Origin of the sequence: Kluyvera sp. NPDC087067 (genome assembly GCF_044745165.1) — a bacterium.
GTDB lineage: Bacteria > Pseudomonadota > Gammaproteobacteria > Enterobacterales > Enterobacteriaceae > Kluyvera.
Window position 1 is genome coordinate 81,883 of the sequence record NZ_JBIUZS010000010.1, and the last position, 9,174, is coordinate 91,056.

The 9,174-nt window shown below is 50.6% G+C and carries 21 protein-coding genes; all 21 read left to right on the plus strand.

Annotation, left to right across the window (positions count from 1 at the left end; all coding sequences use genetic code 11):
- Nucleotides 1-10 precede the first annotated feature (10 nt).
- The 21 genes from rpsJ (at nucleotide 11) to rplO (ending at nucleotide 9,172) form a co-directional block, all read left to right on the plus strand.
- Nucleotides 11-322 (plus strand): 30S ribosomal protein S10, encoded by a 312-nt coding sequence (gene rpsJ / locus ACIPDS_RS20160; protein ID WP_001181005.1) that lies wholly within the window; start codon nucleotides 11-13, stop codon nucleotides 320-322.
- A gap of 32 nt (nucleotides 323-354) precedes the next feature.
- Complete coding sequence (rplC, locus tag ACIPDS_RS20165) at nucleotides 355-984, plus strand: 50S ribosomal protein L3 (protein ID WP_052284882.1); 630 nt, start codon at nucleotides 355-357, stop codon at nucleotides 982-984.
- A gap of 10 nt (nucleotides 985-994) precedes the next feature.
- Entirely contained in the window at nucleotides 995-1,600 is a 606-nt protein-coding gene (gene rplD / locus ACIPDS_RS20170) for a 50S ribosomal protein L4 (RefSeq protein ID WP_166517304.1), read from the plus strand.
- Entirely contained in the window at nucleotides 1,597-1,899 is a 303-nt protein-coding gene (rplW, locus tag ACIPDS_RS20175; RefSeq protein ID WP_400739687.1) for a 50S ribosomal protein L23, read from the plus strand. Before rplD ends, rplW begins: the two co-directional genes overlap by 4 nt.
- A gap of 17 nt (nucleotides 1,900-1,916) precedes the next feature.
- Nucleotides 1,917-2,738, plus strand: coding sequence for a 50S ribosomal protein L2 (gene rplB, locus ACIPDS_RS20180; protein ID WP_062779445.1), 822 nt, complete (start codon nucleotides 1,917-1,919; stop codon nucleotides 2,736-2,738).
- 16 nt (nucleotides 2,739-2,754) lie between these two features.
- Nucleotides 2,755-3,033, plus strand: coding sequence for a 30S ribosomal protein S19 (gene rpsS / locus ACIPDS_RS20185; RefSeq protein ID WP_001138115.1), 279 nt, complete (start codon nucleotides 2,755-2,757; stop codon nucleotides 3,031-3,033).
- 14 nt (nucleotides 3,034-3,047) lie between these two features.
- A complete protein-coding gene (gene rplV / locus ACIPDS_RS20190) occupies nucleotides 3,048-3,380 on the plus strand; it encodes a 50S ribosomal protein L22 (RefSeq protein ID WP_052284885.1) in 333 nt (110 codons plus the stop codon).
- Between the two features lie 17 nt (nucleotides 3,381-3,397).
- Nucleotides 3,398-4,099 carry a 30S ribosomal protein S3 gene (rpsC, locus tag ACIPDS_RS20195; RefSeq protein WP_000529945.1) on the plus strand — a complete coding sequence of 234 codons (702 nt, stop codon included), beginning with the start codon at nucleotides 3,398-3,400 and terminating at the stop codon, nucleotides 4,097-4,099.
- Nucleotides 4,100-4,111: 12 nt separating this feature from the next.
- The gene (gene rplP, locus ACIPDS_RS20200; protein ID WP_035894979.1) at nucleotides 4,112-4,522 is read left to right on the plus strand and encodes a 50S ribosomal protein L16; all 411 of its coding nucleotides are present in this window, start codon (nucleotides 4,112-4,114) and stop codon (nucleotides 4,520-4,522) included.
- Nucleotides 4,522-4,713: a 50S ribosomal protein L29 gene (rpmC, locus tag ACIPDS_RS20205; RefSeq protein WP_002919754.1), complete on the plus strand. Its 192-nt coding sequence runs from the start codon at nucleotides 4,522-4,524 to the stop codon at nucleotides 4,711-4,713. Before rplP ends, rpmC begins: the two co-directional genes overlap by 1 nt.
- A complete protein-coding gene (gene rpsQ, locus ACIPDS_RS20210; protein WP_062779438.1) occupies nucleotides 4,713-4,967 on the plus strand; it encodes a 30S ribosomal protein S17 in 255 nt (84 codons plus the stop codon). Before rpmC ends, rpsQ begins: the two co-directional genes overlap by 1 nt.
- 163 nt (nucleotides 4,968-5,130) lie before the next feature.
- Entirely contained in the window at nucleotides 5,131-5,502 is a 372-nt protein-coding gene (gene rplN, locus ACIPDS_RS20215; protein WP_000613954.1) for a 50S ribosomal protein L14, read from the plus strand.
- A 10-nt stretch (nucleotides 5,503-5,512) separates the two neighbouring features.
- On the plus strand, nucleotides 5,513-5,827 hold the full coding sequence (gene rplX / locus ACIPDS_RS20220; protein ID WP_166517305.1) for a 50S ribosomal protein L24: 315 nt from the start codon (nucleotides 5,513-5,515) through the stop codon (nucleotides 5,825-5,827).
- A gap of 14 nt (nucleotides 5,828-5,841) precedes the next feature.
- A complete protein-coding gene (gene rplE, locus ACIPDS_RS20225) occupies nucleotides 5,842-6,381 on the plus strand; it encodes a 50S ribosomal protein L5 (RefSeq protein WP_061285037.1) in 540 nt (179 codons plus the stop codon).
- A 14-nt stretch (nucleotides 6,382-6,395) separates the two neighbouring features.
- Complete coding sequence (gene rpsN, locus ACIPDS_RS20230) at nucleotides 6,396-6,701, plus strand: 30S ribosomal protein S14 (RefSeq protein WP_003031125.1); 306 nt, start codon at nucleotides 6,396-6,398, stop codon at nucleotides 6,699-6,701.
- 30 nt (nucleotides 6,702-6,731) lie between these two features.
- The gene (rpsH, locus tag ACIPDS_RS20235; protein ID WP_003031127.1) at nucleotides 6,732-7,124 is read left to right on the plus strand and encodes a 30S ribosomal protein S8; all 393 of its coding nucleotides are present in this window, start codon (nucleotides 6,732-6,734) and stop codon (nucleotides 7,122-7,124) included.
- A 12-nt stretch (nucleotides 7,125-7,136) separates the two neighbouring features.
- Nucleotides 7,137-7,670, plus strand: a complete 534-nt coding sequence (gene rplF, locus ACIPDS_RS20240; protein ID WP_166517306.1) for a 50S ribosomal protein L6 — start codon at nucleotides 7,137-7,139, stop codon at nucleotides 7,668-7,670.
- 9 nt (nucleotides 7,671-7,679) lie between these two features.
- Nucleotides 7,680-8,033 carry a 50S ribosomal protein L18 gene (rplR, locus tag ACIPDS_RS20245; protein ID WP_052284889.1) on the plus strand — a complete coding sequence of 118 codons (354 nt, stop codon included), beginning with the start codon at nucleotides 7,680-7,682 and terminating at the stop codon, nucleotides 8,031-8,033.
- A gap of 14 nt (nucleotides 8,034-8,047) precedes the next feature.
- Complete coding sequence (rpsE, locus tag ACIPDS_RS20250; RefSeq protein ID WP_052284890.1) at nucleotides 8,048-8,551, plus strand: 30S ribosomal protein S5; 504 nt, start codon at nucleotides 8,048-8,050, stop codon at nucleotides 8,549-8,551.
- Between the two features lie 3 nt (nucleotides 8,552-8,554).
- Nucleotides 8,555-8,734 carry a 50S ribosomal protein L30 gene (gene rpmD / locus ACIPDS_RS20255; RefSeq protein ID WP_003863301.1) on the plus strand — a complete coding sequence of 60 codons (180 nt, stop codon included), beginning with the start codon at nucleotides 8,555-8,557 and terminating at the stop codon, nucleotides 8,732-8,734.
- A gap of 3 nt (nucleotides 8,735-8,737) precedes the next feature.
- Entirely contained in the window at nucleotides 8,738-9,172 is a 435-nt protein-coding gene (gene rplO / locus ACIPDS_RS20260) for a 50S ribosomal protein L15 (protein ID WP_052284891.1), read from the plus strand.
- Nucleotides 9,173-9,174: the final 2 nt, after the last annotated feature.

A 9,174-nucleotide genomic window follows, 5' to 3' on the forward strand; every position in this document is an offset into this window, starting at 1 on the left:
CTCTGGTCTCATGCAGAACCAAAGAATCCGTATCCGTTTGAAAGCGTTTGATCATCGTCTGATCGATCAATCAACCGCGGAAATCGTCGAGACTGCTAAGCGCACTGGTGCGCAAGTCCGTGGTCCGATCCCGCTGCCGACCCGCAAAGAGCGTTTCACCGTTCTGATCTCTCCGCACGTCAACAAAGACGCGCGTGATCAGTACGAGATCCGTACTCACAAGCGTCTGGTTGACATCGTTGAGCCAACTGAAAAAACCGTTGATGCTCTGATGCGTCTGGACCTGGCTGCCGGTGTAGACGTGCAGATCAGCCTGGGTTAATCAGGTCATCGAGCGATTGAGAGGTTGATACAATGATTGGTTTAGTCGGTAAAAAAGTGGGTATGACCCGCATCTTCACTGAAGATGGCGTATCTATCCCAGTAACCGTAATCGAAGTCGAAGCAAACCGTGTTACTCAGATCAAAGATCTGGCTAACGATGGATACCGCGCTGTTCAGGTGACCACTGGGGCTAAAAAAGCTAACCGTGTAACCAAGCCGGAAGCTGGCCACTTTGCTAAAGCTGGCGTAGAAGCTGGTCGCGGCCTGTGGGAGTTCCGTCTGGCAGATGGTGAAGAATACACCGTTGGTCAGAACATTAGCGTTGAACTGTTTGCTGACGTTAAAAAAGTTGACGTAACCGGTACCTCTAAAGGTAAAGGTTTCGCTGGTACCGTTAAGCGCTGGAACTTCCGTACCCAGGACGCTACTCACGGTAACTCCTTGTCTCACCGCGTTCCGGGTTCTATCGGTCAGAACCAGACTCCGGGCAAAGTGTTCAAAGGCAAGAAAATGGCAGGTCAGCTGGGCAACGAACGTGTCACTGTTCAGAGCCTGGACGTAGTACGCGTTGACGCTGAGCGCAACCTGCTGCTGGTTAAAGGTGGTGTTCCGGGTGCAACCGGTTGCGACCTGATCGTTAAACCAGCTGTGAAGGCGTAAGGGGATAGCAATGGAATTAGTATTGAAAGACGCGCAGAGCGCGCTGACTGTTTCCGAAACTACCTTCGGTCGTGATTTCAACGAAGCGCTGGTTCACCAGGTTGTTGTTGCTTATGCAGCTGGTGCTCGTCAGGGTACTCGTGCTCAGAAGACTCGTGCTGAAGTAACTGGTTCTGGTAAAAAACCATGGCGTCAGAAAGGTACCGGCCGTGCGCGTTCAGGTTCTATTAAGAGCCCGATCTGGCGTTCAGGTGGCGTAACCTTCGCTGCTCGTCCACAGGACCACAGTCAAAAAGTTAACAAAAAGATGTACCGCGGCGCGCTGAAAAGCATCCTGTCCGAACTGGTACGTCAGGATCGTCTGATCGTTGTCGAATCATTCTCTGTAGAAGCGCCTAAAACTAAGCTGCTGGCACAGAAACTGAAAGACATGGCTCTGGAAGATGTGTTGATCATCACCGGTGAGCTGGACGAAAACCTGTTCCTGGCTGCGCGCAACCTGCACAAGGTTGACGTACGCGATGTTACTGGTATCGACCCGGTTAGCCTGATCGCCTTCGACAAAGTCGTAATGACTGCTGAAGCTGTTAAGCAAGTTGAGGAGATGCTGGCATGATTCGTGAAGAACGTCTGCTGAAGGTGCTGCGTGCACCGCACGTTTCTGAAAAAGCGTCTGCTGCGATGGAAAAAACAAACACCATCGTTCTCAAAGTTGCTAAAGACGCGACCAAAGCAGAAATCAAAGCTGCTGTGCAGAAACTGTTTGAAGTCGAAGTCGAAGTCGTTAACACCCTGTTAGTTAAAGGGAAAGTTAAACGTCACGGACAGCGTATCGGTCGTCGTAGCGACTGGAAAAAAGCTTACGTCACCCTGAAGGAAGGCCAGAATCTGGACTTCGTCGGCGGCGCTGAGTAAGTCGGAGGAGTAATACAATGGCAGTTGTTAAATGTAAACCGACATCTCCGGGTCGTCGCCACGTTGTTAAAGTGGTCAACCCAGAGCTGCACAAGGGCAAACCTTTTGCTCCGCTGGTTGAAAAAAACAGCAAATCCGGCGGTCGTAACAACAATGGCCGTATCACCACTCGTCACATTGGTGGTGGTCACAAGCAGGCTTACCGTATTGTTGACTTCAAACGCAACAAAGATGGTATCCCAGCAATTGTTGAGCGTCTTGAGTACGATCCGAACCGTTCCGCGAACATCGCGCTGGTTCTGTACAAAGATGGCGAACGTCGTTACATTCTGGCCCCTAAAGGCCTGAAAGCTGGCGACCAGATTCAGTCTGGCGTTGATGCTGCAATCAAAGCAGGTAACACCCTGCCGATGCGCAATATCCCGGTTGGTTCTACCGTTCATAACGTAGAAATGAAACCAGGTAAAGGCGGTCAGCTGGCACGTTCCGCTGGTACTTACGTTCAGATCGTTGCTCGTGATGGTGCTTATGTCACCCTGCGTCTGCGTTCTGGTGAAATGCGTAAAGTCGAAGCAGACTGCCGTGCAACCATGGGCGAAGTTGGCAATGCTGAGCATATGCTGCGCGTTCTGGGTAAAGCAGGTGCTGCACGCTGGCGTGGTGTTCGTCCTACCGTTCGCGGTACTGCGATGAACCCAGTCGATCACCCACATGGTGGTGGTGAAGGTCGTAACTTTGGTAAGCACCCTGTTTCACCATGGGGCGTTCAGACCAAAGGTAAGAAGACCCGCAGCAACAAGCGTACTGATAAATTCATCGTACGTCGCCGTAGCAAATAATTTTAGAGGATAAGCCATGCCACGTTCTCTCAAGAAAGGTCCTTTTATTGACCTGCACTTGCTGAAGAAGGTAGAGAAAGCGGTGGAAAGCGGAGACAAGAAGCCCCTGCGCACTTGGTCCCGTCGTTCAACGATCTTTCCTAACATGATCGGTTTGACCATCGCTGTCCATAATGGTCGTCAGCACGTTCCAGTATTTGTTTCCGACGAAATGGTTGGTCACAAACTGGGTGAATTCGCACCGACTCGTACTTATCGCGGCCACGCTGCTGATAAAAAAGCGAAGAAGAAATAAGGTAGGAGGAAGAGATGGAAACTTTAGCTCAACATCGCCATGCTCGTTCTTCTGCTCAGAAGGTTCGCCTTGTAGCTGACCTGATTCGCGGTAAGAAAGTGTCGCAGGCCCTGGATATTCTGACCTACACCGACAAAAAAGCGGCTGTACTGGTCAAGAAGGTACTGGAATCTGCCATTGCTAACGCTGAACACAACGATGGCGCTGACATTGATGATCTGAAAGTTGCGAAAATTTTCGTAGACGAAGGCCCTAGCATGAAGCGCATTATGCCGCGTGCTAAAGGTCGTGCAGATCGCATCCTGAAGCGCACCAGCCACATTACTGTGGTTGTGTCCGATCGCTGAGACTCTGGAGACTAGCAATGGGTCAGAAAGTACATCCTAATGGTATTCGCCTGGGTATTGTCAAACCATGGAACTCTACCTGGTTCGCGAACACCAAAGAATTCGCTGACAACCTGGACAGCGATTTTAAAGTACGTCAGTACCTGACTAAGGAACTGGCGAAGGCGTCTGTATCTCGTATCGTTATCGAGCGTCCAGCTAAGAGCATCCGTGTGACTATCCACACCGCTCGTCCTGGTATCGTTATCGGTAAGAAAGGCGAAGACGTAGAAAAACTGCGCAAAGTCGTAGCTGATATTGCTGGCGTTCCTGCCCAGATCAATATCGCCGAAGTGCGTAAGCCTGAACTGGACGCAAAATTGGTTGCTGACAGCATCACTTCACAGCTGGAACGTCGCGTTATGTTCCGTCGTGCTATGAAGCGTGCTGTACAGAACGCAATGCGTCTGGGCGCTAAAGGTATCAAAGTTGAAGTTAGCGGCCGTCTGGGCGGCGCGGAAATCGCACGTACTGAATGGTACCGCGAAGGTCGCGTACCGTTGCACACTCTGCGTGCTGACATCGACTACAACACCTCTGAAGCGCACACCACTTACGGTGTAATCGGCGTTAAGGTATGGATCTTCAAAGGCGAGATCCTGGGTGGTATGGCTGCTGTTGAACAACCGGAAAAACCGGCTGCTCAACCTAAAAAGCAGCAGCGTAAAGGCCGGAAATAAGGAGCGTCGCTGATGTTACAACCAAAGCGTACAAAATTCCGTAAAGTGCATAAAGGCCGCAACCGTGGTCTGGCGCAGGGTACGGATGTTAGCTTCGGCAGCTTCGGTCTGAAAGCTGTTGGCCGTGGTCGTCTGACTGCCCGTCAGATCGAAGCAGCACGTCGTGCAATGACCCGTGCAGTTAAGCGTCAAGGTAAGATTTGGATCCGTGTATTCCCGGACAAACCAATCACCGAGAAACCGCTGGCAGTGCGTATGGGTAAAGGTAAAGGTAACGTGGAGTATTGGGTTGCCTTGATTCAGCCGGGTAAAGTCCTGTACGAAATGGACGGTGTTCCGGAAGAGCTGGCCCGTGAAGCATTCGGCCTCGCTGCAGCGAAACTGCCGATCAAAACCACCTTTGTAACTAAGACGGTGATGTAATGAAAGCAAAAGAGCTGCGTGAAAAAAGCGTTGAAGAACTGAACGCTGAGCTGCTGAACTTACTGCGTGAGCAGTTCAACCTGCGTATGCAGGCGGCAAGCGGCCAACTGCAACAGACTCACCTGCTGAAGCAGGTTCGTCGCGATGTTGCACGCGTTAAGACTTTACTGACTCAGAAGGCGGGTGCGTAATGACCGATAAAATCCGTACTCTGCAAGGTCGCGTAGTTAGTGACAAAATGGAGAAATCCATTGTTGTTGCTATCGAACGTATGGTGAAACACCCGGTATACGGCAAATTCATCAAGCGTACGACCAAACTGCACGTACACGACGAGAACAATGAATGCGGTATCGGCGATAAAGTTGAGATCCGTGAATGTCGTCCACTGTCTAAGACTAAGTCCTGGACTCTGGTTCGCATTGTAGATAAAGCGATTCTGTAATACAGTAGTCGTTCTCGATACGAATAGACGGCTCAGTAATGGGCCGTCTATTTTTTCTACCCATATCGTTTAAGCGGTGTTATAATGCCGCGCCCTCGATATGGGGCTTTATAATGACCTGATTTCGGGTCTCAGTAGTAGTTGACATTAGCGGAGCACTAAAATGATCCAAGAACAGACTATGCTGAACGTCGCCGACAACTCCGGTGCACGTCGCGTAATGTGTATCAAGGTTCTGGGTGGCTCGCACCGTCGCTACGCAGGCGTAGGCGACATCATCAAGATCACCATCAAGGAAGCAATTCCACGTGGTAAGGTCAAAAAAGGTGATGTGCTGAAGGCGGTAGTGGTGCGCACCAAGAAGGGTGTTCGTCGCCCGGACGGTTCTGTCATTCGCTTCGATGGTAATGCATGCGTTATTTTAAACAATAACAGTGAGCAACCTATCGGTACGCGTATTTTTGGGCCGGTAACTCGTGAACTTCGTAACGAGAAGTTCATGAAAATTATCTCTCTGGCACCAGAAGTACTCTAAGGAGCGAATCATGGCAGCGAAGATCCGTCGTGATGACGAAGTTATCGTGTTAACCGGTAAAGATAAAGGTAAACGCGGTAAAGTAAAAAATGTCCTGTCTTCCGGCAAGGTCATTGTTGAAGGTATCAACCTGGTTAAGAAACACCAGAAGCCGGTTCCGGCTCTGAACCAACCAGGTGGCATCGTAGAGAAAGAAGCAGCTATTCAAATCTCTAACCTTGCACTCTTCAACGCGGCAACCGGCAAGGCTGACCGTGTAGGCTTTAGATTCGAAGACGGCAAAAAAGTCCGTTTCTTCAAATCTAATAGCGAAACTATCAAGTAATTTGGAGTAGTACGATGGCGAAACTGCATGATTACTACAAAGACGAAGTAGTCGCTAAGCTCATGACTGAGTTTAACTACAATTCTGTCATGCAAGTCCCTCGGGTCGAGAAGATCACCCTGAATATGGGTGTTGGTGAAGCGATCGCTGACAAGAAACTGCTGGATAACGCAGCAGCTGATCTGACAGCAATCTCCGGTCAAAAGCCGTTGATCACCAAAGCACGCAAATCTGTTGCAGGCTTCAAAATCCGTCAGGGCTATCCGATCGGCTGTAAAGTAACTCTGCGTGGCGAACGCATGTGGGAGTTCCTTGAGCGCCTGATCACTATTGCTGTTCCACGTATCCGTGACTTCCGTGGCTTGTCCGCTAAGTCTTTCGACGGTCGTGGTAACTACAGCATGGGTGTCCGTGAGCAGATCATCTTCCCAGAAATCGACTACGATAAAGTCGACCGCGTGCGTGGTTTGGATATTACCATTACCACTACTGCGAAATCTGATGAAGAAGGCCGTGCTCTGCTGGCTGCCTTTGACTTCCCGTTCCGCAAGTAAGGTAGGGTTACTGAATGGCTAAGCAATCAATGAAAGCACGCGAAGTTAAGCGCGTAGCTTTAGCTGATAAGTACTTCGCAAAACGCGCTGAACTGAAAGCTATCATCTCTGATGTGAACGCGACCGACGAAGATCGTTGGAACGCAGTTCTGAAGCTGCAGTCTCTGCCGCGTGATTCCAGCCCGTCCCGTCAGCGTAACCGCTGCCGTCAAACAGGCCGACCACATGGTTATGTGGGCAAGTTCGGGTTGAGCCGTATTAAGCTTCGTGAAGCCGCCATGCGCGGTGAAGTACCAGGCTTGAAAAAGGCTAGCTGGTAATTACCAATTGAATCACGGGAGTAAAGACAGATGAGCATGCAAGATCCGATCGCGGATATGCTGACCCGTATCCGTAACGGTCAGGCCGCGAATAAAGCTGCGGTCACCATGCCTTCCTCCAAGCTGAAAGTGGCAATTGCCAACGTGCTGAAGGAAGAAGGTTTTATTGAAGATTTTAAAGTTGAAGGCGACACCAAGCCGGAACTGGAACTTACTCTTAAGTATTTCCAGGGTAAAGCTGTTGTAGAAAGCATTCAGCGTGTCAGTCGCCCAGGTCTGCGCATTTATAAGCGTAAAGACGAGCTGCCAAAAGTTATGGCTGGCATGGGTATCGCAGTTGTTTCTACCTCTAAAGGTGTTATGACTGATCGTGCAGCGCGCCAAGCTGGTCTTGGTGGCGAAATTATCTGCTACGTAGCCTAATCGGAGGAAAAAATGTCTCGTGTTGCTAAAGCACCGGTCGTTGTTCCTGCCGGCGTTGATGTAAAAATCAACGGTCAGGTTATTACGATCAAAGGTAAAAACGGCGAGCTGACTCGTACTCTCAACGATGCTGTTGAAGTTAATCATGCAGACAATGCACTGACCTTCGGTCCACGTGATGGTTACGTAGACGGATGGGCTCAGGCTGGTACCGCGCGTGCCCTGCTGAACTCAATGGTTATCGGTGTTACCGAAGGCTTCACCAAGAAGCTACAGCTGGTTGGTGTAGGTTATCGTGCAGCGGTTAAAGGGAACTCTGTGAGCTTAGCTTTAGGCTTCTCACACCCAGTTGACCATCAGCTGCCTGCGGGTGTTACTGCAGAATGTCCGACTCAAACTGAAATCGTGCTGAAAGGCGCTGATAAGCAGGTGATCGGTCAGGTTGCAGCAGACCTGCGTGCCTACCGTCGTCCTGAGCCTTATAAAGGCAAGGGTGTTCGTTACGCCGACGAAGTCGTGCGTACCAAAGAGGCTAAGAAGAAGTAAGGTAACACTATGGATAAGAAATCTGCTCGTATCCGTCGTGCGACCCGCGCACGCCGCAAGCTCCAGGAGCTGGGTGCAACTCGCCTGGTGGTACATCGTACCCCGCGTCATATTTACGCACAGGTAATTGCACCGAACGGTTCTGAAGTTCTGGTAGCTGCTTCTACTGTAGAAAAAGCTATCACTGAACAATTGAAGTATACCGGTAACAAAGACGCCGCTGCAGCTGTGGGTAAAGCTGTCGCAGAACGCGCTCTGGAAAAAGGCATTAAAGTTGTGTCCTTTGACCGTTCCGGGTTCCAATATCATGGTCGCGTCCAGGCACTGGCAGATGCTGCTCGTGAAGCTGGCCTTCAGTTCTAAGGTAGAGGTGTAAGATGTCTCACATCGAAAAACAAGCTGGCGAACTGCAGGAAAAGCTGATCGCGGTAAACCGCGTATCTAAAACCGTAAAAGGTGGTCGTATTTTCTCCTTCACAGCTTTGACTGTAGTTGGTGATGGTAACGGTCGCGTTGGTTTTGGTTACGGTAAAGCGCGTGAAGTTCCAGCAGCGATCCAGAAAGCGATGGAAAAAGCTCGTCGCAATATGATTAACGTCGCGCTGAATACCGGCACCCTGCAGCACCCAGTTAAGGGTACTCACACAGGTTCTCGTGTATTCATGCAGCCGGCTTCCGAAGGTACCGGTATCATCGCCGGTGGTGCAATGCGCGCCGTTCTGGAAGTCGCTGGAGTTCGTAACGTTCTGGCTAAAGCGTATGGTTCTACTAACCCAATTAACGTGGTTCGTGCAACTATCGATGGTCTGGAAAATATGAAATCTCCGGAAATGGTCGCTGCCAAGCGTGGTAAATCCGTTGAAGAAATTCTGGGGAAATAAACCATGGCAAAGACTATTAAAATTACTCAAACCCGCAGTGCAATCGGTCGTCTGCCGAAACACAAGGCAACGCTGCTTGGCCTGGGTCTGCGTCGTATTGGTCACACCGTAGAACGCGAGGATACTCCTGCTGTTCGTGGTATGGTCAACGCGGTTTACTTCATGGTTAAAGTTGAGGAGTAAGAGATGCGTTTAAATACTCTGTCTCCGGCCGAAGGCTCTAAAAAGGCGGGTCGCCGCCTGGGTCGTGGTATCGGTTCTGGCCTCGGTAAAACCGGCGGTCGTGGTCACAAAGGTCAGAAGTCTCGTTCTGGCGGTGGCGTACGTCGTGGTTTCGAGGGCGGCCAGATGCCTCTGTACCGTCGTCTGCCGAAATTCGGCTTCACTTCTCGCAAAGCAGCGATTACAGCGGAAATCCGTCTGTCTGACCTGGCGAAAGTGGAAGGCGGTATTGTTGACCTGAGCACGCTGAAAGCAGCTAACATTATCGGTGTCCAGATCGAGTTCGCGAAAGTGATCCTGGCTGGTGAAGTTTCTACTCCGGTAACTGTTCGTGGCCTGCGCGTGTCGAAAGGCGCTCGTGCTGCTATCGAAGCTGCTGGCGGTAAAATCGAGGAATAAGT

Coding starts and splice junctions, on each gene's coding strand:
- rpsJ (WP_001181005.1), top strand. CDS start 11: ATGCAGAACCAAAGAATCCGTATCCGTTTGAAAGCGTTTGATCATCGT.
- rplC (WP_052284882.1), top strand. CDS start 355: ATGATTGGTTTAGTCGGTAAAAAAGTGGGTATGACCCGCATCTTCACT.
- rplD (WP_166517304.1), top strand. CDS start 995: ATGGAATTAGTATTGAAAGACGCGCAGAGCGCGCTGACTGTTTCCGAA.
- rplW (WP_400739687.1), top strand. CDS start 1,597: ATGATTCGTGAAGAACGTCTGCTGAAGGTGCTGCGTGCACCGCACGTT.
- rplB (WP_062779445.1), top strand. CDS start 1,917: ATGGCAGTTGTTAAATGTAAACCGACATCTCCGGGTCGTCGCCACGTT.
- rpsS (WP_001138115.1), top strand. CDS start 2,755: ATGCCACGTTCTCTCAAGAAAGGTCCTTTTATTGACCTGCACTTGCTG.
- rplV (WP_052284885.1), top strand. CDS start 3,048: ATGGAAACTTTAGCTCAACATCGCCATGCTCGTTCTTCTGCTCAGAAG.
- rpsC (WP_000529945.1), top strand. CDS start 3,398: ATGGGTCAGAAAGTACATCCTAATGGTATTCGCCTGGGTATTGTCAAA.
- rplP (WP_035894979.1), top strand. CDS start 4,112: ATGTTACAACCAAAGCGTACAAAATTCCGTAAAGTGCATAAAGGCCGC.
- rpmC (WP_002919754.1), top strand. CDS start 4,522: ATGAAAGCAAAAGAGCTGCGTGAAAAAAGCGTTGAAGAACTGAACGCT.
- rpsQ (WP_062779438.1), top strand. CDS start 4,713: ATGACCGATAAAATCCGTACTCTGCAAGGTCGCGTAGTTAGTGACAAA.
- rplN (WP_000613954.1), top strand. CDS start 5,131: ATGATCCAAGAACAGACTATGCTGAACGTCGCCGACAACTCCGGTGCA.
- rplX (WP_166517305.1), top strand. CDS start 5,513: ATGGCAGCGAAGATCCGTCGTGATGACGAAGTTATCGTGTTAACCGGT.
- rplE (WP_061285037.1), top strand. CDS start 5,842: ATGGCGAAACTGCATGATTACTACAAAGACGAAGTAGTCGCTAAGCTC.
- rpsN (WP_003031125.1), top strand. CDS start 6,396: ATGGCTAAGCAATCAATGAAAGCACGCGAAGTTAAGCGCGTAGCTTTA.
- rpsH (WP_003031127.1), top strand. CDS start 6,732: ATGAGCATGCAAGATCCGATCGCGGATATGCTGACCCGTATCCGTAAC.
- rplF (WP_166517306.1), top strand. CDS start 7,137: ATGTCTCGTGTTGCTAAAGCACCGGTCGTTGTTCCTGCCGGCGTTGAT.
- rplR (WP_052284889.1), top strand. CDS start 7,680: ATGGATAAGAAATCTGCTCGTATCCGTCGTGCGACCCGCGCACGCCGC.
- rpsE (WP_052284890.1), top strand. CDS start 8,048: ATGTCTCACATCGAAAAACAAGCTGGCGAACTGCAGGAAAAGCTGATC.
- rpmD (WP_003863301.1), top strand. CDS start 8,555: ATGGCAAAGACTATTAAAATTACTCAAACCCGCAGTGCAATCGGTCGT.
- rplO (WP_052284891.1), top strand. CDS start 8,738: ATGCGTTTAAATACTCTGTCTCCGGCCGAAGGCTCTAAAAAGGCGGGT.